Below are 23,617 nucleotides of genomic sequence, written 5' to 3' on the forward strand. Positions count from 1 at the left end.
TTTGCCCTGCCCGTAAAAACAAGCACTTAGAGGACCCGTGATGACCCAATATGTGTACCGCTTCGGCGGCGGTGTTTCGGATGGCGGCAAGGGCGATCGCAACCTGCTCGGCGGCAAGGGTGCGAACCTCGCTGAGATGGCGTCGATCGGCCTCCCGGTCCCGCCGGGCTTCACGATCTCGACCGAGTTCTGCGCGGTCTATTACGACGAGGGCGCCCAGTTCCCGCAAGCCCTGCGCGACGAGGTCGCGACCGGCCTCGCGCATATCGAAGGCGTCACCGGCAAGAAATTCGGCGACGCCGCCGACCCGCTGCTCGTCTCGGTCCGCTCCGGCGCGCGCGCGTCGATGCCGGGGATGATGGACACCGTCCTCAATCTCGGCCTCAACGACCAGACCGTCGAGGGCCTCGCCGCCAAGTCCGAGGACGCGCGCTTCGCGTGGGACAGCTATCGCCGCTTCATCCAGATGTACGCCGATGTCGTCCTGGAGCTCGATCACGGCGCGTTCGAGGAAGCGCTCGAGATCGCCAAGGAAGACCAGGGCTTCACGCTCGACACCGAACTCAGCGCGGACGATCTGCGCGCGCTCGTCGCCGAATATAAGGGCCTCGTCGAAAAGCAGTGGGGCAAGCCCTTCCCGCAGGACGTCCACGATCAGCTCTGGGGCGCGGTCGGCGCGGTGTTCGGCTCGTGGCAGTCCGAGCGTGCGAAAGTCTATCGCCGCCTCAACGACATCCCCGCCGCCTGGGGCACTGCGGTCAACATCCAGGCGATGGTGTTCGGCAACATGGGCGACACCTCGGCGACCGGCGTCGCGTTCACGCGCGACCCATCCAAGGGCGACCGTGCCTATTATGGCGAGTTCCTGATCAACGCGCAGGGCGAGGACGTCGTCGCCGGCATCCGCACGCCGCAGTATCTGACCAGGACCGCGCGCGAAGACGCCGGCGCCAAGCCCGCCTCGATGGAAGAGGCGATGCCCGAGGTCTATGGCCAGCTCGCCGACGTGTTCGACACGCTCGAAAACCATTACCGCGACATGCAGGACATCGAGTTCACGGTCGAGAAGACCAAGCTCTGGATGCTCCAGACTCGCGCCGGCAAGCGCACCGCCAAGGCCGCGCTCAAGATCGCCGTCGACATGGCAAATGAGGGCCTGATCACGCGCGAGGAGGCGATCCTGCGCGTCGAGCCGATGGCGCTCGACCAGCTGCTCCACCCGACGCTCGATCCCAAGGCGCACCGCGACGTGCTGACCAAGGGCCTCCCCGCCTCGCCGGGCGCCGCCTCGGGTGCGGTCGTGTTCGACGCGGATGCCGCAGAGAAGAAGGCCGCCGATGGCGTCGCCGTCATCCTCGTCCGCACCGAAACCTCGCCGGACGATATTCACGGCATGCACGCGGCCAAGGGCATCCTCACCGCACGCGGCGGCATGACGAGCCACGCGGCGGTGGTGGCACGTGGCATGGGACGCCCCTGCGTCTCGGGCGCGGGCACGCTGTCGATCGACGCCAAGGCGAAGATCATGCGCTGCGGCGGTCGTGAGGTGAAGGAGGGCGATCTGCTCACCATCGACGGCACCACCGGCGAAGTGATGATCGGCGCGGTCGCGACCGTACAGCCCGAACTGTCGGGCGATTTCGCGACGCTGATGGTATGGGCCGACGAGGTCCGCCGCCTGAAGGTCCGCGCGAACGCCGAGACGCCCGAGGATTGCCGCGTCGCGCGCGAGTTCGGCGCCGAGGGCGTTGGTCTCTGCCGTACCGAGCACATGTTCTTCGAGAGCAGCCGCATCACCAACGTCCGCCAGATGATCCTGGCGAGCGACGAGAAGGGCCGTCGCGCCGCGCTCGAGAAGCTCCTGCCCGAACAGCGCAAGGATTTCACCGAAATCCTCGAGGTGATGGCCGGGCTGCCGGTGACGATCCGCCTGCTCGATCCGCCGCTCCACGAATTCCTCCCGCACGAGGAATCCGAATTCGCCGAAGTCGCGACCGCGGCGGGCGTCGATGTCGACACGCTCAAGCGCCGCGCGGCGGAGCTGCACGAGTTCAACCCGATGCTCGGCCATCGCGGCTGCCGTCTCGGCGTGACCTATCCCGAGATCTACGAGATGCAGGCACGCGCGATCTTCGAGGCGGCGGTCGACGTCGCCGAGAAGTCCGGCGCGGCGCCGATCCCCGAGGTCATGATCCCGCTGGTCGCGACGCGTCGCGAGCTGGAGCTGATGAAGGCGGTCGTCGACAAGGCCGCGCAGGCGGTATTCGCCGACAAGGGCCGCACGATCGAGTATCTCGTCGGCACGATGATCGAACTCCCCCGCGCCGCTCTGCGGGCCGGCGAGATCGCGGAAGTCGGCGAGTTCTTCTCGTTCGGCACCAACGACCTGACGCAGACGACGCTCGGCGTCAGCCGCGACGACGCCTCGCGCTTCCTCGGCGCCTATGTCGAGCAGGGCATCTACGCGAAGGATCCGTTCGTCAGCATCGACGTCGAAGGCGTCGGCGAACTGATCGAGATCGCCGCAGAGCGTGGTCGCAAGACCCGCGCGGGCATCAAGCTCGGCATCTGCGGCGAACATGGCGGCGACCCGGCAAGCATCGCGTTCTGCGAAAAGGTCGGCCTCGATTACGTCTCGGCGTCACCGTACCGCGTCCCCATCGCCCGCCTCGCCGCGGCACAGGCAGCCCTGACGAAGAAGTAACGCCAACCCACAAAACAACACCACCCCGGCGAAGGCCGGGGCCCAATTGGAACGTCCTGAGTAACTAAGGATTTTCCCAAGTTACTCAGCATCCCCAATTGGGCCCGGCCTACGCCGGGGTGGTAAAAGAAGAAGACTGTGTCCCCGCGAAGGCGGGGACCCAGACTGGACTCCCGCCTTCGCGGGAGCACAAGGAAGCGGGAGGAAACCTCACCCCCGCTCCCGACCCTTACCGACGCTGGTCGAAATCGAACCAGCCACGCTTGGTCCCATCGGCCCGATACGCCGGCCGCGCATAAGCCGGCCGAGCCTCAGACCGCGCAACCGTATCGACAACCGGCCGACGCTCGACCACCGGCGCCGCAACCGGCGCCGCCGAAGCCGCCTTCACCAGCCGTGCATTCTCATGCTCAGCCTCAGTCGCCCGCTTCTCCGCAGCAACCGCCCTCAGGTCCGAATCCTTCTTAGCAGCCCCGTGTGCGTCACGCTCGGCCAGATACCGCGCTTTCCACTTCTTGCCCCCCGGATGGCTCGCCAGTCCGAACAGCCAGCCGGCAACAAAGACCAGCGCAAGCGCCGCGAACTGCGTAGGTGTGGAAAACAACGGCATCGTAAAACCCTCCTGTTACGGCAGCTCAACGATCCGCCCGCGCTGCGGTTGCTTAGGTCTTGATCAGCGCATCGGAGATCGAACACGCCGCCGGCCCGAGGATGACGACGAACAGCACCGGCAGGATGAACAGGATCAGCGGGATCGTCATGATCGCGGGCAGCCGCGCGGCCTTTTCCTCGGCGCGCATCATCCGCTCGTTGCGGAATTCGCCCGACAGTACGCGCAGCGCCGATGCCAGCGGCGTGCCGTATTTCTCGGTCTGGATCATCGTCGTGACGACGCCCTTCACCGCGTCCAGCTTCACGCGCATCGCCAGATTCTCGAACGCGGTCCGCCGATCGGTCAGGAACCCCAGCTCGATCGCGGTCAGCGTGAACTCCTCGCCGAGCTCGGGATAGGCGCGGCTGAGCTCGCGCGCGACCCGGTGGAACGCGGCGTCGACGGTCAGCCCCGCTTCCGCGCAGATCACGAGCAGATCGAGTGCGTCGGGCAACCCCTTGCGGATCGCGTCCGAGCGCTTCTTGATCTTGTTGTCGAGAAAGAGGTCGGGCGCCTTGTAGCTCAGGATGAACGTCATCGCGACAAGCCCGTATTTCTTCAGCGGGCCCCAGGTCGCAAAGCCGTCGGTGCCGTACACCCAGTACAGCATCGCGCCACCCAGCACGATCGGCAGCACCAGCCGGCCGAAAATCACCGCGGGCGCCCATTCCTTCGATCGGATGCCCGCCTGCATCAGTTTCAGCTGGACCGCCTTGACCTGGCTGTCCTGCAGCATCTTCATCGACGACAGCATGCCGCGCATCTTGTCGGCGGTGTCGTTGCGCTGGACGAGCTTGGCGCGGCGCTTGGTCGAGGCGGTGATGCCCGCCTTCAGCTGTTCGCGGCGATCGTTCAGCGCCTTGACGCGCTTGGTCATCGGATCGCTGACGGTGGTGGCGGCGTAGATCGCGACCATCACCGCGAACGCGGCGACGCCCGACAGGATCGTCGCGACCAGCAGGACGTCGATCCCGAGAATGGTAGGTCCGGCGGTCGTGCCCATCTTCTTGGCCCTTAAATCTCGAAGCTGATCATCTTGGACATGATGAAGGCGCCGATTCCCATCCACACCATCCCGCCCATGCCGAGCACCATCAGCCGCTCGTCGATGAAGAACTTCTGCATGTACGTGCCGTTGATCACCCAGATCATCGCGAACACGATGAACGGCAGCGCGCCGATGATGTAGGCCGAGGCCTTCGATTCCGACGACATCGCCTTGATCTTCAGCTTCATCTGGCCGCGCAGCCGCAGCACGTTGGACAGGTTGGCCAGCGTTTCTGCCAGGTTGCCGCCGGTCTCGCGCTGGATCGCGATCGTGATCACGAAGAACTGGAACTCGGGCGTACCCAGCCGGTCCGCGGTCTCCTGCAGCGCGGCATCCATCGTCCGGCCGATCTTCATCTTGTCGCTGACCGCGCGAAACTCCTCGCCGACCGGGCCGTCAATCTCATGGCCGACGACGCCAATCGTCTCGCTGATCGGCAGACCCGAGCGCAGCCCGCGTACCAGCAGATCGATCGCATCGGGGAACTTGGCGGTGAACCTCCCGACCCGCCGACCAATCGTCTTGCCGACCAAGAAATGCGGCAACCCGACGCCGACGAACACGCCGAACAGCAGCGCGAGCAAAATCGGCAGTCCCTTGAGCAGCATCAGCGCCGCGACGACCAGCGCGATCCCCGCGGTCGCCAGCCCATATTGGCCGACCGTCCAGGTCTTGCCGGTCATCGCGAGCCTCTTGGCGAGCTGGACCGGATTGGGCAGGATCCGCGTGAAGGCGAGATCCATCCGGGTATCGCGGTTCATCGAGATCCGGCGCAGCTGCGCCTCGGCGACCACCAGCGCATCGCCGTGACGGTCGCGCAATGCCGCGATCCGTCGCGACTGCGCGCGGCCGGCGGACGGGCCCGAAAACGCGAGCGCGACCATCGCGAGCACGATCGACGCGCCGACGATGACCAGCACGAACGGCATCATCTCCATCGCGCCTATCGCCTTCCGCTCGAGAGGATCGGACCGCGGCTCATTTCGCTTTTGCCTTGGGCGTGCGCTTGGGAATCAATCCCTTCAGGTCACCGAACTTGCCGATCAGCGACTTGCCCTTCGACTTGGCACCGTCGGTCGCACCGTCGGGCACGGCGGAGGCGATCGCGGTCGCGAGCGCGGTGATCGGCGCGATCGTCTTCGACGTCTTGCCGACCTCGACGATCGGTTTGCCGAGCTTGGCGGCCTGCGCGGCGAGCTTCTGGTCGAACGGCACGAGATAATCGATCTTGCGCTCGATCGAGCCCTCGAAATCCTTGCGGCTGATCTCGAGCTGGCCGCCGGCGTGCATCTTGTTGGCGAGCACGAACAGCTCGGTCTGCGGCGCGTTCGTCTTCATCCACGACAGGATCCGGATCGTGTCGCGGGCGGAGGCGAGCGTCAGTTCGGTCACGATCACCGCCAGCTGGACGTCGCTGACGAGCTGCGGATGCTGGATCAGCATCGCCCGCGGCAGATCGACGACGGTGCATTCGAACGCCGCGCGCATCTCTTCCTGCAACTGGTAGAAGGCCGAGCCATCGGTGACGAGCGGCGCGTTGATCGGCGCCTCGGCCGACAGGACCGACAGCTTCTCCGACGCCTTGACCATCGCGCGTTCGATGAACAGCCCGTCGATCCGGCTAGGATTGTCGATCGCATCGGTCAGACCGCGACCGGGCTCGAGATCGAGGCTGAGCGCGCCCGTCCCGAAATGGACGTCGAGGTCGAGCAACGCGGTGGCGCGCTTTTCCTTGTCCGCCAGCAGCCAGGCGAGCGACGTCGCGACCGTCGAGGCACCGACGCCGCCGCGCGTACCGATCACCGCGACCGAGCAATGCGGCCGGTCGGTCGAGATCTCGACATGCTTGGGCGCGTTCAGCAGCGCCTGCGCATGGCCGAACGCCTCGCGGAGCATGTCCGCGTGCAGCGGCTTGAGGAGATAATCCTGGATCCCGCTCGACACGAGGTCACGGTACAGCCGGACGTCGTTCACCTGACCGGCCGCGATCACGACGGTCCCCGGCTCGCACACTTCGGCGAGTGCGTTGATGTCGTTCAGCGGGTCACCCGATTCGGCGAGATCGACGAACAGGATCTGCGGCGAGGCGGAGACCGACAGCGACTGGATCGCGTTGCGCAGCCCGCCCTTGTGGATCTTCTCGACCGCCCAGCCGAGTTCGCTCGCGACCGGGCGCAGTGCCTCGGCGGTAGTCTCGTCGCAGACATAGGCGGTAAAGGGTTCGCGCTGTGCGATGCCGCCGGGCTTCCAGGGTGCGTTCATCACTTCCCTCCCGTGCTGCTGGCGCTGAGCCCACCGGCACCGGTCGGCGCCTTTTTGCGATAGGTGTCGATCGCCTTGTACGACAGAGCGGCATCGGTTGTTTCGGTGCCGGGGGCGCCGCGGACCAGGTCGGCAGGGTTCGCGATCATCGCCGCCAGGTTGCGGTTGATCGCGCAGCCATAGTTGGACGAGGTGTTCGCCGCGAAATCATCCGACGAATTGCGCGACCAGTCGGGGCAGCGCGGCACGTCCGCGCGCATCCGGCTGACCACCACGCGGATCGTGCCTGGCGTCACCGGCGCTGGCGTCACCGGTGCATCGGCGCTCAGCAGCAGGCCATAGCGCGCGACGACCGCGGCGACATCGGTACGCGCGCGATACCCTTCCGCGGCAGGATCGTCGATCGCCACGCGGTCGCCATAGCCGAGATGCATCGTCGTCATCCAGCCGGCCAACCGCTCCTGTTCGCCCTGGGCAAGCTCGCCGCCGGACAGCCCGAGATCGAGCGCATAATCGGATCGGCTGACGACCGGTTGATGCACCGATTCGAGGCCGCGATTCTCTGTACCCATGCAGCCGGCCAGCGGCACGGCGAGCAGCAAGGCGGGCAGCAGGGACGCTAGGATCGAGGGCTTGCTCATCGGATATCCTTGGTGCGTGGGGCGCAGGCTCATGTCAGTGCGTCCCGGTCAGTTCGAAAAGCCGGGGGCGGGCAGGGCACCGGGCTTGGCCTTGGCGCGCCTGTTCGCCGCCGCCGCGGTATCCGCCGGGATGGTCGAGTCCTCGGTGCGGCGGGTATCGCCGCGCGGTACCGGCATCACCGGCGCCGCGGCCCCGACCGACGGCGCCGCATAGCGCGCGGGGGCGACCGTCGGCACCGGCCGCTTGCCACCGCTGCTCGCGCTGAGCGTTCCCAGCAGCACGCGGTCGAGATCGCTCGGCGCGCGCGCGCCGTCGGTCGGCAGCGCGATGTCGCGCGAACTGTTGACCGGCTTCACCAGATACGGGGTGATGACGATGACCAGCTCGGTCTCGTTGCGCTGGAACGCGTTGGATCGGAACAGCGCGCCGATGATCGGCAGGCTCGAGAGCCCCGGCGTCTTGTCGTAGGAATTATTGTGGCTGTTCGAGAGCAGGCCGCTGATCATCATGCTCTGGCCCGACCCGAGTTCGACCGTCGTCTCGGTACGCCGGGTCGTCAGCCCGGGGACTCGCGTGCCGCTCAGTGTTACCGCGTTCGAATAATCGAGCTGCGACACTTCGGGGCGGACGCGCAGCGAGATGCGGCCATCCGACAGCACCGTCGGCGTATAGGCCAGGCTGATGCCATATTGCTTATACTCGACCGACACGGTGCCGAGCGCCTGCGCGAGCGGGATCGGAACCTCGCCACCCGCCAAGAACGTCCCCGTTTCGCCCGACAGCGCGGTCAGATTCGGGTTTGCCAGCGTCGTCACCTGGCCGGTCGTCTCGCCGAGATCGATCGCCGCGAGGAAATCCAGCCCGAGCAGGTTGCCCGCGAGCCCCAGCGTCGTGCGCTGCGCACCCTTGGTGTAGGTCGACGTCTTCAATCCCGTCGTCGCATCATAGGTGATCGTGCCCGGCGACCCCGACGTGCTGCCGAACAGGATGCCTGAGCCACCGCGATCCTGCGTCAGCAGGTTGACGCCGATGTTCTTGACGAAGCTGCGGCTGACCTCGGCGACGCGCACCTGGAGGTTCACCTGCAGCGGCGTCGCGGTTTTAAGGCGCGACAGCACCTTGGTCGAATCACCGACGAATGCCTGGACGAGCCGTTCGGCCTCGGCCGCGTCCTCGGGGGCGAGCACTGTTCCGGTCAGCAGGATGAGCCCGTTCATCGGCGTGGCGACGACCTGTGCCTCGGGCATCGCGAGTGCGAGCATCTGCTGCACCGAGTCGAGGTTGTTGCCGACGCGGACGGTGGCCGCATAGACGACCGCGCCGCCCTTGGCGGTTGCCGAGATCGTCGTCTCGCCGGTCTTCTTGCCGAACACATAGAGCTGGGTCGGTGACCGCACCTGGACGTCGGCGATCGAGTCGTCGGCGACGAACAGGTCGGTCATCGGCTGGGCCAGCGTTACCAACCGCCCGCGGCCGGTGTTGAGCTGGACGACCGGCGCGCCTGCGGGTGCGGTCGCCGCGCCGCGGCGTTGCGCCAGTGCAGGAACGGACGGGGCGGCACTCGCGGCGGCCAGGGCGACGGCCAGCGGCCATCCCAGCGGGGTCTTCGCAATACGCATGTCAGTTCTTCCCCCCGACTGGAACCACGGTCATCGCGGTGCCACGTGCAACCCGGACCACCGGGCCCTGGATCGCGGGCGTGCCGCCCCCGCCGCCACCACCGGACTGCATGATGGGCACGCCCTGCATCGCCGGGCCATCGCCGCCGACCGGCTTGCCGGGGATCGTGCTGCGCTGGTAGCGCGACACGTCGGCCCCGGTCTGGTAGCTCGATGCACCCGCCGAAGGCTGGCTCGCGAGCCGGACCATCATCGCCTTTTCCGCCTTGGGGTCGTTGCCCTCGGGCACTTTCACCGCACCCGATGCGATCGCTTCTTCGAGCTCGGCGGAATTGTCGGCGATCGAGCGCAGCGACAAGGACAGCGAACCGAGCGTCTGCGCCACGGCGACCTGTTCGGCCATTTTCGGCGTCGCCTCGATCGTCACGTTCGAGAAGGTGCGGACCTGCGTCTTGCCGTCCTCGCCGACGAGATTGTCGGTGCGCTGGTCGGTGGCGAGCACGCGGATATTGCGCATGATGGTTTCGGACACCTTGAGCGGCTGGCCTTCGCCACCGCCTGCGACGGTTTGAGTCAGGACCAGATCGATCCGGTCGCCGGGAAACACGAAACCTGCGACCGCCGCCTGCGCCGAGACGGGCACGGTGACCGCACGCATGCCGGGCCCGAGCGCGGCGGCGAGGAAGCCGCGGTCGCCCGGCTTGACGAGCGAACCCTGCGTCACTGGCTGACCGGCGGTGATGTTGCTGCGCACCACGGTGCCCTGCAGCGACTGGAGGTTGGTCTTGTCGCGCAGGTAATAGGCATTGTCGACCAGTTCCTTTGGCCAGGGCTGGAACTTCAGCGCGGTGGCGTCGAGGATCGTGCCGACCGGCAGCGAGCGCGTCGCGACGAGCACTTCGGGACCGTCGATCACCGGTGCTGCCATCGCAACGGCACCAGCTTGCGGGGCAGAGCTGCCGGCGATCAGCGTTCTGGCAAAGAATGCCGTAAGGCCTGCGACAATCAGCGCGCCTACCAGCAATATGATCTTGCGACTATCCATGACTAGTTCGTGCCTTTCGGGCGCCGGGATTTCACTTCGACGTTAATCATGACTGAAACTGATTAAGGAGTGGTTCGCGCAGCGCCAGCAGCCCGGCGAATGCTATGGCCACGCCGTACGGGACTTCGATGGTCGCCGACGTTTTCTTTATGATGCGCTCGGCCATCATGACGATCGTGACGACACCGCCTGCGATCGACATGACCATCAGCATCGACAGATACGCCGGAAACGGCAGCCACAGCGCGAGCGCGACGATCAGCTTGACGTCACCGCCGCCCATCAGCCCGAAATGGAATACCAGCAGGAACACCGCGAACACCGCCAGCGCGACGCCGAGCTGCAGCGCCATGTCCGGCCAGATGTCGAGCCCGTTGGCATACCACCAGAGCGGCGCCAGCAGCGCGACCGCGGCGTTTTTCCAGTTGGCGATCTCGCGCGTTCGTGCATCCTCGATGCCGGCGGACACCAGCAGGCCGCCAAGCGCGAAAATCAAAATTGGAAGAGCAATGTTCCACCCCATCGGCTAGGCCCTAACGAAGATGGCTTTCGAAAAAGTAACCGTCCCGCGCGATTATTCGCCCGGCAACCCGCACGTTACGCAGCGTGGCGATGCCGCCACCGTTCGGCGTGCGATCCCGGCCGATGCGCGTATCGGCTATTGGACCGCTTCCGATGGCTGGAAACTGCGCCGCTTCGACTGGCCGGCACCGGCGCGGCGGGGCCGCATCCTGTTCCAGACCGGGCGCGGCGACAGCGTCGAGAAGTATCTGGAGACGTTCGCGCATCTCCACGCCCGAGGATGGTCGGTCACCGCATTCGACTGGCGCGGGCAGGGCGGCTCGGGGCGTCTCTCCGCCGATCCGCATATCGGCCATGTCGACGATTATACCGTGTACGACCGCGATCTCGCGGCCTTCTGGGTGGACTGGCGCGCGGAGGGCGACGGCGACGGTCAGCCGCACGTCGTGCTGGGCCACTCGATGGGCGGCATGATGGTCATGCGTGCGCTCGCCGCCCGCGCGATCGACGCCGATGCCGCGATCCTCGTCGCCCCGATGATCGGGTTGAAGTCGCCGGTCGGCGCCGGGATTGCCGGCCGTGCGGCCCGGTGGATGGCGGCGCACGGCAATCCCGCGCGCGGCGCATGGCGTAGCAACGAACGTCCCGGTTCGATCGCGTCGCGCCAGACCCTGCTGACTCACGACAGGTCGCGCTACGACGACGAAGGCTGGTGGCAAGAGCAGAACCCCGCGCTCCGCCTCGGCCCGCCAAGCTGGACATGGCTGGCACACGGCTTCGCTGCCGCCGCCGAACTTGCGGTAGATCCACGTATCGAAACCATCAAAACGCCAATACTGATGCTGATCGCGGACGCCGACAAGCTGGTCGAACCCCGCGCAGCCTTGCGACTCGGCGTGCGATTGCCCGATGCGCAGATCGTCCGGTTCGGCCGCGAATCGGCACATGAGATCCTTCGCGAGGCGAATGGTGTGCGCAATCGGGCGCTGGCTGCGATCGATTCCTTCCTAGCTGCCGTCGTGCCAGTCCGCGCGTGATGTCCGTATTCGACCCGATCTACGACGTGGTGATCGTCGGTGCGGGGATGGCCGGGGCTAGCCTCGCTGCGGCGCTGGGCTCGAACGCGCGCGTCCTGGTTCTCGAGGCGGAGGCGGCGCCCGGCTATCATGCCACCGGGCGGTCCGCGGCGTTCTGGTCGGAGACCTATGGCGGCCCCGATATCCAGCCACTGACCACCGCATCGGGTCCGCTGCTCGAGGCCGGGGGGCATCTGGCGCCGCTCGGATCGCTGCATATCGGTCGTGCGGAGGACGGGGCGGCGATCGATGCGTTCCTGGCGGCGTTCGCCGACAGCGCCGTGGTCCTCGACCGGGTCGACCCGGCCGCGTTCATCCCCGGTCTGCGCAGCGACTGGGTCCTCGGCGTGCAGGAGCCGAGTTGCGCCTATATCGACGTCGCCGCGCTCCACGCGGGGTCCATCGCGACCGCCCGCCGCGCCGGCGCCGTGTTCGTCACCGATGCCGCATTCCAGGATGCGACCCGCGCAGACAGTATCTGGACGATCGCCACGCAGGCGGGAACGGCGCGCGCACGCATCCTCGTCAACGCCGCCGGGGCGTGGGCGGACAGTGTGGCGATCCGCGCAGGTGCGAGACCGCTCGGGCTGCAGGCCTATCGCCGGACGATGGTCCAGCTGCGTACCAATCCGGGTGCACCCGACACCCTACCGCACGTCGCCGACATTGCCGGGCGATTTTACTTCAAGCCCGAGCCCGGCGGCCGTTTGTGGCTAAGCCCACATGACGAGACGCCGACCGACCCCTGCGATGCGGCGCCGGAAGAGATCGACGTCGCGATCGCAATCGACCAATTCGAGCAGGCCGTCGACTGGCAGGTCGCCGCGGTCGAGCGCCGCTGGGCGGGGTTGCGCACGTTCGCGCCTGATCGCCTCCCGGTCTACGGCTTTGGCCGCGACGTACCCGGATTCTTCTGGGCTGCGGGGCAGGGAGGGTTCGGTATCCAGACCGCGCCCGCCGCAGCGTTGCTCGCCGCCGCTCTGCTGCTGGGCAGCAACCCCGACCCGGTCGTCGCGGGGATCGACGCCGACCGCTACGCGCCGGGTCGGTTCACCTGATCGGCAAGTAGCGGCGCGCCCTGCCGCAATTCCCAAAAATCCACCGGCTAGCCGCGCTTACCGCCGGCCGGCCGCCACCGCGGCGTCGCTTGCCAGCTTGTCGGCGCGCTCGTTTTCCGGGTGGCCGGCATGGCCCTTGACCCATTGCCATTCGATTCTGTGCCGCGCGACCGCGGCGAGCAGCGCGTGCCACAGTTCGGCGTTCTTCACCGGCTTCTTGTCAGCGGTCTTCCAGCCGTTGCGCTGCCAGCCTTTCACCCACTTGGTCAGGCCGTCCATCACATATTTGCTGTCGGTGTACAGCGTTACCGCGCACGGCCGGGTCAGCGCGTTGAGCGCCTCGATCGCCGCGGTCATCTCCATCCGGTTGTTCGTCGTCGGCGACTCGCCACCCGACAATTCCTTCTCGTGCGCGCCCATCCGGATCACCGCGCCCCAGCCGCCGGGGCCCGGATTGCCCTTGCAGGCACCGTCGGTGAAGATCTCGACCTTGGTGATGGAAACGGCAGCTTCGTCAGTCATGCAAACAGATCGTCCTTGAGATACGCCTCGAGCCGCCGCCAATAGGCCAGCGGATCCTTCCGCGTCACCAGCGCATCCGCCGGCGTATTGAGCCAGTCCCACGCCCGCGTCAGCAGGAACCGGAGGCACGCGCCCCGCGCGAGGATCGGCAGCGCCCCGCGCTCGGCGTCGGACAGCGCGAACTGGCCGGCATAGCCATCGATCAGCGCCTTGCCGATCGCCGCATTATAATTCTCGCCATTGCCGTCGAATGCCCAGGACGTGTGCATCACCGCCAAGTCGTAGGCGCGGATGTCGGTGCACGCGAAATAAAAGTCGATCACGCCGGTCACCCGGTCGCCGAGCATCAGCACGTTGTCGGGAAAAAGATCCGAATGAATCGCTGCTATCGGCAGGTCGCGCGGCCACTGCGCCAGCACCGATGCCAGCGCGGCCTCGGTCCGGTCGAACAGCCCCGGCTCGATCGAATCGATAGCGCGCCCGCATCGCGCGAGGAACGGCTGCCACGTATCCGCCCCGAGCGGGTTGGCGCGGGTCTGCGCAAAGCCGGCAAGGCTGGTGTGCATATGACCCATTGCCGCACCGGCGGCATAGGCTTGCGCGGCGGTGGGATGCGACACCGACACACCGGTCAGGAACTCTATCAGGCACGCCGATCGCCCTGCCAGCTGCTGGATCGCGACCCCGTCCCGGTCGGGCAGCGCGCGCGGCACCGGATTGCCGTCGCTCGCCAGATGATCGAGCATGTCGAGGAAGAACGGCAGGTCTTCGGTCGACGTGCGCTCCTCGTACAGCGTCAGGATGAACCGGTCGGCGGTCGTCTCGACGAGGTAGTTGCTGTTCTGGACCCCCTCAGCGATGCCCTTGGCGGACAGAAGTTCGCCGTGATCATAGCGCGCGAGAAAGGCGCCCAGCGCCTCGGCCGAAACCTGCGTATAGACCGCCATGCTAGGCGGCCGCCTCCAGCCCGCGCGGCAGCTTGAACGCGATCGTCTCGCGGTTCGTCTCGACTTCGCGCTCGGTGACCGTGAAGCGCTCGGACAACCGGTCGACGAGTTCGCGCACCAGCAGCTCGGGGGCCGATGCGCCGGCCGTGATGCCCAGCGTGCCGACGCCGGCCAGAAAATTCCAGTCAAGTTCGCTCGCGCGCTGGATCAGCATCGCCGGCGTCCCTTCGCGCTCGGCGACCTCGACGAGGCGGACCGAGTTGGACGAGTTGGGCGCGCCGATCACCAGCACCGCGTCGACACTGTGCGCGATCGCCTTCACCGCGGTCTGGCGGTTCGACGTCGCGTAGCAGATGTCCTCGCCGCGCGGCGGCAGCATCTGCGGAAAGCGGCGCTGCAACGTCGCGACGACGGCGGCGGTATCGTCCACCGACAGCGTGGTCTGCGTCAGGAAGGCGAGGTTGGCCGGATCGGCGGGGGCGAACACCTCGGCATTGTCGACCGTCTCGATCAGCGACATCGCGCCTTCTGGAACCTGCCCGAACGTGCCGATCACCTCGGGATGCCCGGCATGGCCGATGAACACGATATGCCGTCCCTGCGCCACCAGCCGCTCGGCCTGGCGGTGGACCTTCGACACCAGCGGACAGGTGGCGTCGAGATATTCGAGACCGCGATTCTGCGCATCCAGCGGCACCGACTTGGGCACGCCGTGCGCGGAGAACACGACCGGCGCGCCATCGGGCACCTCGTCGAGTTCCTCGACGAAGATCGCGCCCTGTGCCTTCAGCGTGTCGACGACGAACTTGTTGTGGACGATCTCGTGGCGGACATAGACCGGCGCGCCATGCTTCTCGATCGCCAGTTCGACGATCCGGATGGCGCGGTCGACCCCCGCGCAAAAGCCTCGGGGTGCTGCGATCAACAGTTCGAGCGGCGGCTTGTCGTTTGGGCTCATGATGCGCCAGCCTCTACGCGATTGCTTGCCTGGACGATAGCCGGTTCCTATGGTGCGCCGCGACAGGGGCCGCTTGCGACACGCGGTGGCCCTTTCGCTCGTTCGAGAAGGTAAGCGTCGCCGTGAAAGCCCCTATCCCAGCCGTATCGGCCATTGCTGTAATTCTCGGCGCCACTCTGCTCGGCGGATGCGCCGGCAAGGGCGAAGTCGATGCAACCGGCGGCATCTCTGCGGTGCGTTCGGTCTGCCCGCCCGTCGCGATTCCCGCGGCGACCGGCGACATCACGCTGTTCGATCCGGCCGGCAGCCGCGAGCAGTCCGCGATCGACGTCGCCGCGCTGATGACCAATGTCCGCTCGACCTGCGCCGACGCGACTGACCAGGTCGTCACCAGCGTCACCTTCGACATTCGCGCGCGGCGCAATCGTACCGAGGGCGCGCGCGACGTTACGCTCCCTTACTTCATTACCGTCGTCCGCGGCGGCAGCGCCGTCGTCGCCAAGCGCATCGGCCGCGTCGCGTTGCACTTCGATGCAGGGCAGGCGCTGGCATCCGCGTCTGCAACGGCGTCGGCCACGGTTGCGCGTTCGGCCGCAACGCTGCCCGATGACGTCCGCGAGAAGCTGACGCGCAAGCGCAAGGCCGGCGATCAGGACGCAGCCGTCGATCCGCTGAGCACCCCCGAAGTCCGCCAGGCGGTGTTGCGCGCCAGCTTCGAAGCGCTGGTCGGCTTCCAGCTCACCGACGACCAGCTCAAGTACAACGCCACGCGCTGATACGCAGCTAGGCGGTGATATGTCCTGTTCACCGTCATCCCCGCGAAGGCGGGGATCCATATCCTCAGCCGTTGGCGATACGCATTGACGGCAGCCAGTCTGGATTCCCGCCTTCGCGGGAATGACGGTTGTAGTGTTAGCTTTGCTTCGATCCGGTTTATCTTCGCAGCACGCGAAACCCCCGATTGACTAAGATTGTGCGGCGCGTCAGAGCTTGGCGCGTCGATGTCGGGCAACCGGCATGGCACCGCGCGGGAGAGCGTTTCCTGGTCCTTCAAGGACTGGCCTTTAGAAGGGCAGGGGGCCGCCGAAGGAGCAACCACCCCGGAATCTCTCAGGCACCAGAGACCGCGCGGGGCTGATCGACACTCTGGAAAGCGTCCTGGCGTTCGCGCCGAGGGCCACCGAAGGGGTAAGCCGCCAATCAGGCGGTGAAAGCTCTCAGGTTCCGTGACAGAGGGGGTTGGATCGCAGCACCACAGGGTGCCGCGCGCCCCTTCGACGGAGACCGACATGAGCGACGCCGACATTCGAGACTATGCCAGCATCATCGACCAGGCCGACGATTACGTCGAGCCCGAGGTGCTGCCGTTGCCGCTCGACGCGTGGCACCGCGCACAGGGCGCGCGGATGGTCGAGTTCGCCGGCTATCAGATGCCGATCCAGTATGACGGCATCATGGCCGAACACGCCTGGACGCGCGACTCGGCCGGCCTGTTCGACGTCAGCCACATGGGGCAACTCGTCTTCTCGGGCGAGGGCGTCGCGCATGCGCTCGAAACCGTGCTGCCGGGCGACATCGCCGGGCTCGGTGAGGGCAAGATGCGCTACTCGATGCTGCTCGCGCAGGACGGCGGCATCCTCGACGACCTGATGGCCACGCGCCTGCCCGACGATCAGCCCTCGCCCTTCTCGGCGCAGGACATCGAGCCCGAGGCGTACGACCCGCTCCACCCGTCGCCGACCGCGAGCGGCAGCTTCTACGTCGTCGTCAACGGCGCGACCAAGTACGACGATGTCAGCTATCTCATCGAGCATCTGCCCGACGACGTCACGATCAACATCCTCGAGGACCAGGCGCTGCTCGCGGTGCAGGGCCCCAAGGCGGTCGCGGCGGTCGCGCGGATCGTTCCCGGCATCGACCGCCTCGTGTTTATGACCGCGCGCGCGTTCCACTGGAACGAGGTGCCGCTTTGGATCAGCCGATCGGGCTATACCGGCGAGGACGGCGTCGAGATATCGCTTCCCGCCGAACACGCCGTCGCCTTTGCCGACGCGCTGCTCGCGCTGCCCGAGATCAAGCCGATCGGCCTTGGCGCGCGCGATTCGCTGCGTCTCGAAGCCGGTTTGCCGCTTTACGGCCACGACCTCGATCCCGAGACCACGCCGGTGATGGCGGACCTCGGGTTCGCGCTGTCCAAGCGCCGCCGTGAGGCCGCCGATTTCCCCGGCGCCGAGCGTATCCTCACCCAGCGCGAGCATGGTCCTGCCACCAAGCGGGTCGGCCTGATCGTCGAGGGCCGCCAGCCCGCGCGCGAAGGGTCCGAGGTGATCGACGACACCGGCGCGCCGATCGGCCGCCTCACCAGCGGCGGCTTCGCGCCGACGCTCGGGAAGCCGATCGCGATGGCCTATGTGCCGCTCGCGCTGGCGACGCCGGGCACCCGCATCGAAATCGCACAGCGCGGCAAGGTCCATACCGCGACCGTCACCGCGATGCCCTTCATTCCCCACCGCTACGTCCGCGCAGGAGCCAAGTGATATGAGCCGTTTCTTCACGCAAGATCATGAATGGGTCGATGTCGACGGTGATGTCGGCACAGTCGGCATTTCCGAATACGCGCAGAGCCAGCTCGGCGACGTCGTGTTCGTTGAGGTTCCTGAGGCCGGCAAGCAGCTGACCAAGGGCGCCGATGCCGCGGTCGTCGAATCGGTCAAGGCCGCCTCGGACGTCTATTCGCCGGTGTCGGGCACCGTCATCGAGGGCAATGCCGCGCTCGCCGACGATTCGAGCCTGGTGAATTCGGACGCCGAAGCCGCGGGCTGGTTCTTCAAGCTGACGCTCAGCGATCCGAGCGAGCTCGACAGCCTGATGGACGAAGCTGCGTACGCGGCCTTCGTCGAAGGGCTTTAAGCTAACTCCCCTCCCGCTTGCGGGAGGGGGCGGGGGAGGGGCTGGTCCAGTCGCTCCCCGTCTCATTCCCTCCCCCCGACCCCTCCCGTGAACGGGAGGGGAGGAGACTAGAATGCGCTACCTTCCCCTGACCCAGCCCGACCGCGAGGCGATGCTCGCCGTCATCGGCGCCGCGACGATCGATGACCTCTTCGTCGACGTGCCCGAGGCCGCGCGCCTCGACGGCCCCGTCCGCGACCTGCCGATGCATGCGTCCGAAATGGCGGTCGAACGCCACATGGCGGCGCTCGCCAAGAAGAACCTGACCGCAGGGGAAGCGCCGTTCTTCCTCGGTTGCGGCGCGTACAAGCATCATGTTCCCGCCAGCGTCGATCACCTGATCCAGCGCGGCGAGTTCCTGACCGCTTACACGCCGTACCAGCCCGAGATCGCGCAGGGCACGCTGCAGATGCTGTTCGAGTTCCAGACGCAGGTTGCGCGGCTGCTCGGCACCGACGTCGCCAACGCGTCGATGTACGACGGCTCGACCGCATGCTGGGAAGCGATCGTGATGGCGCGCCGCATCACCAAGCGCGGCAAGGCGATCCTGTCGGCGGGGCTGCACCCGCATTACGTGTCGGTGTCGAACACGATGGCCAAGTTCACCGGCGACGTGCTCGACACGACCGACCCGCGGCTGGTGCCCGAGATGGACCTCGACCGGCTGATCGCGAAGATCGACGACGATACGTCGTGCGTGGTCGTCCAGTATCCCGACATCCTCGGCCGCATCGCCGATCTGCGTCCGCTCGCGGATGCGTGCCATGCGAAGAAGGCGCTGTTGATCGCGGTCGTCACCGAGCCCGTGGCGCTCGGCGCGATCACCTCGCCCGGCGAGATGGACGCGGACATCGTCGTCGGTGAGGGGCAGTCGCTCGGCGTCGGCCTCCAGTTCGGCGGGCCGTATGTCGGGCTGTTCGGGTGCAAGGACAAATATGTCCGTCAGATGCCCGGTCGGCTTTGCGGTGAGACGGTCGATGCCGATGGCCGCCGCGGGTTCGTGCTGACGCTGTCGACGCGCGAGCAGCATATCCGCCGCGAAAAGGCGACGTCGAACATCTGCACCAACTCGGGGCTTTGCGCGCTGGCCTTCTCGATCCACATGACGTTGCTGGGTGAAGCGGGCCTGCGCCAGCTCGCCGAGGTGAACCATGCGGGTGCCGTGGCCGCGGCCGAGCGCCTGTCGCAGATCCCCGGCGTCGAACTGATCAACGACAGCTTCTTCAACGAATTCACGCTGAAGCTGCCCGTCGAGGCGCGCCCCGTCGTTCGCACGCTCGCCGATCGCGGTATCCTCGCGGGCGTCTCGCTCGGGCGTCTCTATCCCGGCAAGGACGATCTCGCGAACGGCCTCGTCGTCGCCGTGACCGAAACGACCACCGCGGAGGACGTCGAAACGCTTGCGTCCGCACTCCAGGAGATACTGGCATGAGCATCAACCAGAGCGGCTGGCGTCCGACCGCGCCCGAGCAGGGCAAGGGTAACGTCCCCGCCAGCGTCACCGGCAACAAGGCGCTGATGTTGGAGGAAGCGCTGATCTTCGAGATCGGCGACAGCCACACCACCGGCGTCGACTTCGCGACCGCGCCCGCCCGCGCGGCGACCAGCAAGCTCGGCGCGCTGGCACGCAAGGCCCCGATCGGCCTCCCCGGTCTCTCGGAGCCCGAGACTGTCCGCCATTACACGCGCCTGTCGCGCCAGAATTACGGCATCGATCTCGGTTTCTTCCCGCTCGGCTCGTGCACGATGAAGCACAACCCGCGGCTCAACGAGAAGATGGCGCGGCTGCCCGGTTTCTCCGACGTCCACCCGCTCCAGCCGGTCGACACGGTGCAGGGCGCGCTCGAGGTCATCCACCAGCTCGCGCACTGGCTCGTCACGCTCACCGGCATGACCTCGGTCGCGATGAGCCCCAAGGCGGGCGCGCACGGCGAGCTGTGCGGTGTCCTCGCGATCCGCGCCGCGCTCGAGGCCAAGGGTGAGGGGCATCGCAAGATCATTCTCGTCCCCGAGAGCGCACACGGTACCAACCCCGCGACGGCGGCGTTCGCCGGCTACAGCGTCGAGGATATCCCCGCCACCGCCGAAGGCCGCGTCGACACCGCCGCGCTGAAGGCACGCCTCGGCCCCGACGTCGCGGGCGTGATGATCACCAACCCCAACACCTGCGGGCTGTTCGAGCGCGACATGCGCGAGATTTCGGACGCGGTGCACGCGGCGGGTGGCTTCGTCTATTGCGACGGCGCGAACTTCAACGCGATCGTCGGCCGCGTCCGGCCGGGCGATCTCGGCATCGACGCTATGCACATCAATCTGCACAAGACCTTCTCGACCCCGCATGGCGGCGGCGGTCCGGGTTCGGGTCCGGTGGTGTTCTCGGCGGCGCTCACGCCCTACGCACCGCTGCCCTTTGTCGAAAAGCAGGATGGCCAGTTCGTCCTGGTCGAGGAGGAAACCGCGGGCGAACATCACGCCGGCAGCTTCGGCCGTATGGTCGCGTTCCACGGCCAGATGGGCATGTTCACGCGCGCGCTGACCTACATCCTCAGCCACGGCGCCGATGGCCTGCGCCAAGTGTCGGAGGATGCGGTGCTCAACGCGAACTACATCCTGCGCAGCCTCGACGACACGCTCGACGCGCCGTTTGGCCCGTCGGGTCCGTGCATGCATGAGGCGCTGTTCTCGGACTCCGGGCTGGCCGAGGGCTTCTCGACGATCGACGTCGCCAAGGGGCTGATCGACGAGGGCTTCCACCCGATGACGATGTACTTCCCGCTCGTCGTTCACGGTGCGATGCTGGTCGAGCCGACCGAGACCGAGTCGAAGGCGGCGCTGGACCAGTTCATCGCCGCGCTCCGCTCGGTCGCCGAGCGCGCCAAGGCGGGCGATCCGAGCCTCAAGACCGCGCCGCATTTCGCCCCCCGCGCGCGCCTCGACGAGACGCTCGCGGCACGCAAGCCGGTGCTGGTCTGGAAGGACCCCGCGCCGCTCGCGCAGGCGGCCGAGTAACGCTCTCTTCCGGTCATCCTGGCGACCGTCAGGATGACCGGACCAAGCATGCCCCCTTTACTCCCGCTGTATTGCGTTCATACTACACTGTATGGGGTAACGTTGCAGGGGGGAACCGATGCAGGCGAACGAGGCACAGGGCTGGATCAGCTACGCGATCACGGCCGTCATCATCGGGATCGTCTTTGCGGTTCGCTGGCGTCGCATGAGCGTGGTCAAGCCGCTTAAGCTCGAACGCCTCTGGGTCTTCCCGGCGCTTTATGCTGCGGTCGCACTCTACATGGTAGTGATGTACCCGCCGCAGGGACTTGCCTGGCTCTTCTGCGCGTTGGCGCTCGTGATGGGCGCAGCACTTGGCTGGCAGCGCGGGAAGATGATGCGGATCACGATCGATCCCGACAGCCACGCGCTCAACACGACGTCGTCGCCTGCCGCGGTGCTGTTCATCGTCGCGATCGTCGCGCTCCGCACCGGCGCGCGGGCGGTGATCGGTGACGGCCAGGCGCTGCACCTGAATGCGTTCGCTATCACCGACATGCTGGTCGCGCTCGCGCTCGGCCTGTTCACCACGCAACGCATCGAGATGTACCTGCGCGCCAAACGGCTATTGGACACCGCCCGCGCTCGCCAGACCTGAGCGATCCTCCCCCGCCAGGGGGGCGTTCGCCCTCACGCGATCGCGCGATCCGTCTCTTCCTGCCGGCGGACATGCTCGCGCCAGACGATATAGAGCCCGCTTGCGACGATGACCGGCGCGCCGAACCAGGTCGCCTTTGCGGGCAACGTGTCGAACACCAGCCAGCCGAGCAATGTCGCCCACAACAGGCTCGAATAATCCATCGGCACCACCACTGACACCGGCCCGAGCCGCAACGACGTCGTCATCGCGATCTGCGCGAGGCCACCCAAGATCCCGACGCTCGCGAGACACGCCCAGGTCACCAACTCGTGTGGCTGTGCCGCCCGCGCGTAGATCACCGACAGCGGCACCAGCGATAGCGCGGAGAACCAGAAGACCGTCGTCAGCGCGCTTTCGGTCTTGCCGATCTGCCGCAGCAGGATCGACACGCTCGCCGTCCCGAACGCGCCCGCCAGCGCACACCCCGCACCCCACAGGGGAAAGTGATCGCCCCCCGGCTGCGCAACGATCAAGACACCCGCAAACCCGGTCGCCACCGCAGCCCAGCGATGCCACCCGGTCGGCTCGCGCAACACCAGCGCGCCTAGGATCGTCGCGAATACCGGTACAGTGAACCCGATCGTGGTCGCCTCCGCGAGCGGCAGCGCGACGATCCCGTTGAACGTGAACGCCATCGCCGACAGCCCGACGACCGCACGGACGACATGCGCCGGCAATCGCTTGGTCGCGATCGACGGCAGACCGGGGCCGGCCAGGATCACGCCCGATACCAGCAGACACGCGCCGAACTGCCGAAAGAACAGAATCTCCGACACGCTCGCGCCGTGCCGCTCGGCCAACTTGATCGCGCTATTCATCAGCGCGAAGATCACGACCGACAGCAACCGCATGCCGATGGCGGGAAGGATGCGGTCTGAGGGCATGAGCGCGTCCTAGCCATACATCTTGGCTACGTCATTCCGCTTTCCGCGCTGATGATCTCGTCAGCCGCAGCCGGTCCCGTCTGCAGGATCGGCAATGGCAGCGCTGCGGTCGCGGGCTCTGCATGGGGGCGGCGGAGCGGTGGAGCGCGGGTCCCGACGTTCCAGTGCAAATGTGATGGCGGTCCATTGGGCGTCTTTCAGAACGCATGTCGCCGTGATTTTCGTCGTCATGAGGCTAGCCCTCCTAAAAATCGCCGGCAATGCCAGCGGCTCGCGAACGATAGGAGCGGGGATAGCAAGCGTCGGGAAAAGCGGATCCGTTTCGGCGACGCTTTTTCTTGCCCGCAAATTGAAAATAAAGAAAACATAAGACGAACAGAAAAGACACAAGGCGAGAATCTGTGGGTTTCAAAGTGCTGATCCGCGGCGACCGCGCGTGTTTCCGGCGTCCGGAATTCAATGTCGATCTCGTAAGTTACGACGCGATCCCACCGGGCTCCGCGCGGACACTCTTCGAAGCCATTCACGGGCCGCCGTCCATTCGCTGGACGATCGAGCAGATCGCGATATTGCATCCGATCCAGCGGCATTGGACGACCGTCGACCACCGCGGGATGGGGCCTCGTCGCGCGAACATCCTGGTCGACGTCAACTATATGGTGACCGCCAGCTTCTCTCTGACGTCGGTTGCGGATCGTTCTGACACGGCAGCCGCGCATGCAGGATCGTTCCGGCGGCGGGTCGTGCAGGGGCGGTACCATCATCCGCCCTTTCTTGGCCTGACCGAATTCCCCGCCGCGATCACTTTGCTGGAAAAGGACGATATCCCGCCTGCGAGCCACTACGCATCGGAATCGATCGATTTCGGCTGGATGGTCTACGATACGCGCAACGGGAAGGATCATGGATTGCGGTTTTTCAGGGCGTCCGCGGTCGCCGGTACGATCGTCGTGCCGCCAATCGATTCTAATGAATTCGCACGCTGATCCCAATTTGGCCTGCACTGTAGATGGGGTGACGAACCAATCCACACCCGCTATC

Annotated in this window: 22 protein-coding genes and 2 riboswitches; of the genes, 10 read left to right on the forward strand and 12 right to left on the reverse strand. The window is 66.6% G+C overall.

The window, feature by feature from the left end:
- Positions 1-40 precede the first annotated feature (40 nt).
- Positions 41-2,704: a pyruvate, phosphate dikinase gene (gene ppdK, locus C8J26_RS04925; protein WP_107957082.1), complete on the forward strand. Its 2,664-nt coding sequence runs from the start codon at positions 41-43 to the stop codon at positions 2,702-2,704.
- 229 nt (positions 2,705-2,933) lie between these two features.
- On the opposite strand, the gene C8J26_RS04930 is transcribed toward ppdK, so the two are convergent.
- The 8 genes from C8J26_RS04930 to C8J26_RS04965 are packed head-to-tail and all read right to left on the reverse strand — an operon-like array spanning position 2,934 to position 10,468.
- Complete coding sequence (locus C8J26_RS04930) at positions 2,934-3,314, reverse strand: hypothetical protein (protein WP_107956903.1); 381 nt, start codon at positions 3,312-3,314, stop codon at positions 2,934-2,936.
- 52 nt (positions 3,315-3,366) lie between these two features.
- On the reverse strand, positions 3,367-4,359 hold the full coding sequence (locus C8J26_RS04935) for a type II secretion system F family protein (RefSeq protein ID WP_107956904.1): 993 nt from the start codon (positions 4,357-4,359) through the stop codon (positions 3,367-3,369).
- Positions 4,360-4,370: 11 nt separating this feature from the next.
- On the reverse strand, positions 4,371-5,342 hold the full coding sequence (locus tag C8J26_RS04940) for a type II secretion system F family protein (RefSeq protein WP_107956905.1): 972 nt from the start codon (positions 5,340-5,342) through the stop codon (positions 4,371-4,373).
- Between the two features lie 40 nt (positions 5,343-5,382).
- On the reverse strand, positions 5,383-6,666 hold the full coding sequence (locus C8J26_RS04945) for a P-loop NTPase (RefSeq protein WP_107956906.1): 1,284 nt from the start codon (positions 6,664-6,666) through the stop codon (positions 5,383-5,385).
- A complete protein-coding gene (locus C8J26_RS04950; RefSeq protein WP_107957083.1) occupies positions 6,666-7,307 on the reverse strand; it encodes a CpaD family pilus assembly protein in 642 nt (213 codons plus the stop codon). The genes C8J26_RS04945 and C8J26_RS04950 overlap by 1 nt, the downstream gene beginning before the upstream one ends.
- 48 nt (positions 7,308-7,355) lie before the next feature.
- Complete coding sequence (locus C8J26_RS04955) at positions 7,356-8,927, reverse strand: type II and III secretion system protein family protein (protein WP_107956907.1); 1,572 nt, start codon at positions 8,925-8,927, stop codon at positions 7,356-7,358.
- A gap of 1 nt (position 8,928) precedes the next feature.
- Positions 8,929-9,972 (reverse strand): Flp pilus assembly protein CpaB, encoded by a 1,044-nt coding sequence (gene cpaB, locus C8J26_RS04960; protein ID WP_056411542.1) that lies wholly within the window; start codon positions 9,970-9,972, stop codon positions 8,929-8,931.
- Positions 9,973-10,018: 46 nt separating this feature from the next.
- Positions 10,019-10,468 (reverse strand): A24 family peptidase, encoded by a 450-nt coding sequence (locus tag C8J26_RS04965; RefSeq protein ID WP_416354495.1) that lies wholly within the window; start codon positions 10,466-10,468, stop codon positions 10,019-10,021.
- 46 nt (positions 10,469-10,514) lie between these two features.
- On the opposite strand from C8J26_RS04965, the gene C8J26_RS04970 reads away from it, so the two are divergent.
- Both C8J26_RS04970 and C8J26_RS04975 read left to right on the forward strand, forming a co-directional pair.
- Positions 10,515-11,531 (forward strand): alpha/beta fold hydrolase, encoded by a 1,017-nt coding sequence (locus C8J26_RS04970; protein ID WP_107956908.1) that lies wholly within the window; start codon positions 10,515-10,517, stop codon positions 11,529-11,531.
- Positions 11,531-12,628 (forward strand): NAD(P)/FAD-dependent oxidoreductase, encoded by a 1,098-nt coding sequence (locus C8J26_RS04975; protein WP_107956909.1) that lies wholly within the window; start codon positions 11,531-11,533, stop codon positions 12,626-12,628. The genes C8J26_RS04970 and C8J26_RS04975 overlap by 1 nt, the downstream gene beginning before the upstream one ends.
- A gap of 57 nt (positions 12,629-12,685) precedes the next feature.
- Here C8J26_RS04975 and rnhA read toward each other — a convergent pair whose 3' ends face one another.
- Genes rnhA through ispH form a run of 3 tightly spaced genes read right to left on the reverse strand, consistent with a single transcriptional unit; the run spans position 12,686 to position 15,055 of the window.
- Positions 12,686-13,150: a ribonuclease HI gene (gene rnhA / locus C8J26_RS04980; RefSeq protein WP_056411539.1), complete on the reverse strand. Its 465-nt coding sequence runs from the start codon at positions 13,148-13,150 to the stop codon at positions 12,686-12,688.
- Complete coding sequence (thrB, locus tag C8J26_RS04985) at positions 13,147-14,097, reverse strand: homoserine kinase (RefSeq protein ID WP_107956910.1); 951 nt, start codon at positions 14,095-14,097, stop codon at positions 13,147-13,149. Before thrB ends, rnhA begins: the two co-directional genes overlap by 4 nt.
- Position 14,098: 1 nt before the next feature.
- Entirely contained in the window at positions 14,099-15,055 is a 957-nt protein-coding gene (gene ispH, locus C8J26_RS04990) for a 4-hydroxy-3-methylbut-2-enyl diphosphate reductase (protein WP_107956911.1), read from the reverse strand.
- Between the two features lie 122 nt (positions 15,056-15,177).
- Here ispH and C8J26_RS04995 point away from each other — a divergent pair, with 122 nt between their 5' ends.
- From C8J26_RS04995 to C8J26_RS05020, 6 genes are all read left to right on the forward strand, one after another.
- Entirely contained in the window at positions 15,178-15,831 is a 654-nt protein-coding gene (locus tag C8J26_RS04995) for a hypothetical protein (RefSeq protein ID WP_234422683.1), read from the forward strand.
- 242 nt (positions 15,832-16,073) lie between these two features.
- A riboswitch (glycine riboswitch) is annotated at positions 16,074-16,192 on the forward strand.
- A gap of 1 nt (position 16,193) precedes the next feature.
- Positions 16,194-16,298: riboswitch (glycine riboswitch) on the forward strand.
- Positions 16,299-16,344: 46 nt separating this feature from the next.
- A complete protein-coding gene (gcvT, locus tag C8J26_RS05000; protein WP_107956912.1) occupies positions 16,345-17,592 on the forward strand; it encodes a glycine cleavage system aminomethyltransferase GcvT in 1,248 nt (415 codons plus the stop codon).
- Position 17,593: 1 nt separating this feature from the next.
- Positions 17,594-17,965 (forward strand): glycine cleavage system protein GcvH, encoded by a 372-nt coding sequence (gene gcvH / locus C8J26_RS05005; protein WP_055872811.1) that lies wholly within the window; start codon positions 17,594-17,596, stop codon positions 17,963-17,965.
- A 112-nt stretch (positions 17,966-18,077) separates the two neighbouring features.
- Positions 18,078-19,436 (forward strand): aminomethyl-transferring glycine dehydrogenase subunit GcvPA, encoded by a 1,359-nt coding sequence (gene gcvPA, locus C8J26_RS05010; RefSeq protein WP_107956913.1) that lies wholly within the window; start codon positions 18,078-18,080, stop codon positions 19,434-19,436.
- Positions 19,433-21,013: an aminomethyl-transferring glycine dehydrogenase subunit GcvPB gene (gcvPB, locus tag C8J26_RS05015; RefSeq protein WP_107956914.1), complete on the forward strand. Its 1,581-nt coding sequence runs from the start codon at positions 19,433-19,435 to the stop codon at positions 21,011-21,013. The genes gcvPA and gcvPB overlap by 4 nt, the downstream gene beginning before the upstream one ends.
- A gap of 118 nt (positions 21,014-21,131) precedes the next feature.
- On the forward strand, positions 21,132-21,650 hold the full coding sequence (locus C8J26_RS05020) for a CcdC protein domain-containing protein (RefSeq protein WP_107956915.1): 519 nt from the start codon (positions 21,132-21,134) through the stop codon (positions 21,648-21,650).
- Between the two features lie 32 nt (positions 21,651-21,682).
- Here C8J26_RS05020 and C8J26_RS05025 read toward each other — a convergent pair whose 3' ends face one another.
- The gene (locus C8J26_RS05025) at positions 21,683-22,576 is read right to left on the reverse strand and encodes a DMT family transporter (RefSeq protein WP_107956916.1); all 894 of its coding nucleotides are present in this window, start codon (positions 22,574-22,576) and stop codon (positions 21,683-21,685) included.
- 401 nt (positions 22,577-22,977) lie between these two features.
- Between C8J26_RS05025 and cas5 the strand changes: the two genes are divergently transcribed.
- Entirely contained in the window at positions 22,978-23,562 is a 585-nt protein-coding gene (gene cas5, locus C8J26_RS05030; RefSeq protein WP_056411524.1) for a CRISPR-associated protein Cas5, read from the forward strand.
- Positions 23,563-23,617: the final 55 nt, after the last annotated feature.

The organism is Sphingomonas aurantiaca (assembly GCF_003050705.1).
Classification (GTDB): Bacteria; Pseudomonadota; Alphaproteobacteria; order Sphingomonadales; family Sphingomonadaceae; genus Sphingomonas; species Sphingomonas aurantiaca.

Excerpts from the sequence above, each read along its gene's own strand:
- ppdK (WP_107957082.1), top strand. The coding sequence starts at position 41 with ATGACCCAATATGTGTACCGCTTCGGCGGCGGTGTTTCGGATGGCGGC.
- C8J26_RS04930 (WP_107956903.1), bottom strand. The coding sequence starts at position 3,314 with ATGCCGTTGTTTTCCACACCTACGCAGTTCGCGGCGCTTGCGCTGGTC.
- C8J26_RS04935 (WP_107956904.1), bottom strand. The coding sequence starts at position 4,359 with ATGGGCACGACCGCCGGACCTACCATTCTCGGGATCGACGTCCTGCTG.
- C8J26_RS04940 (WP_107956905.1), bottom strand. The coding sequence starts at position 5,342 with ATGGAGATGATGCCGTTCGTGCTGGTCATCGTCGGCGCGTCGATCGTG.
- C8J26_RS04945 (WP_107956906.1), bottom strand. The coding sequence starts at position 6,666 with ATGAACGCACCCTGGAAGCCCGGCGGCATCGCACAGCGCGAACCCTTT.
- C8J26_RS04950 (WP_107957083.1), bottom strand. The coding sequence starts at position 7,307 with ATGAGCAAGCCCTCGATCCTAGCGTCCCTGCTGCCCGCCTTGCTGCTC.
- C8J26_RS04955 (WP_107956907.1), bottom strand. The coding sequence starts at position 8,927 with ATGCGTATTGCGAAGACCCCGCTGGGATGGCCGCTGGCCGTCGCCCTG.
- cpaB (WP_056411542.1), bottom strand. The coding sequence starts at position 9,972 with ATGGATAGTCGCAAGATCATATTGCTGGTAGGCGCGCTGATTGTCGCA.
- C8J26_RS04970 (WP_107956908.1), top strand. The coding sequence starts at position 10,515 with ATGGCTTTCGAAAAAGTAACCGTCCCGCGCGATTATTCGCCCGGCAAC.
- C8J26_RS04975 (WP_107956909.1), top strand. The coding sequence starts at position 11,531 with ATGTCCGTATTCGACCCGATCTACGACGTGGTGATCGTCGGTGCGGGG.
- rnhA (WP_056411539.1), bottom strand. The coding sequence starts at position 13,150 with ATGACTGACGAAGCTGCCGTTTCCATCACCAAGGTCGAGATCTTCACC.
- thrB (WP_107956910.1), bottom strand. The coding sequence starts at position 14,097 with ATGGCGGTCTATACGCAGGTTTCGGCCGAGGCGCTGGGCGCCTTTCTC.
- ispH (WP_107956911.1), bottom strand. The coding sequence starts at position 15,055 with ATGAGCCCAAACGACAAGCCGCCGCTCGAACTGTTGATCGCAGCACCC.
- gcvT (WP_107956912.1), top strand. The coding sequence starts at position 16,345 with ATGAGCGACGCCGACATTCGAGACTATGCCAGCATCATCGACCAGGCC.
- gcvH (WP_055872811.1), top strand. The coding sequence starts at position 17,594 with ATGAGCCGTTTCTTCACGCAAGATCATGAATGGGTCGATGTCGACGGT.
- gcvPA (WP_107956913.1), top strand. The coding sequence starts at position 18,078 with ATGCGCTACCTTCCCCTGACCCAGCCCGACCGCGAGGCGATGCTCGCC.
- gcvPB (WP_107956914.1), top strand. The coding sequence starts at position 19,433 with ATGAGCATCAACCAGAGCGGCTGGCGTCCGACCGCGCCCGAGCAGGGC.
- C8J26_RS05020 (WP_107956915.1), top strand. The coding sequence starts at position 21,132 with ATGCAGGCGAACGAGGCACAGGGCTGGATCAGCTACGCGATCACGGCC.
- C8J26_RS05025 (WP_107956916.1), bottom strand. The coding sequence starts at position 22,576 with ATGCCCTCAGACCGCATCCTTCCCGCCATCGGCATGCGGTTGCTGTCG.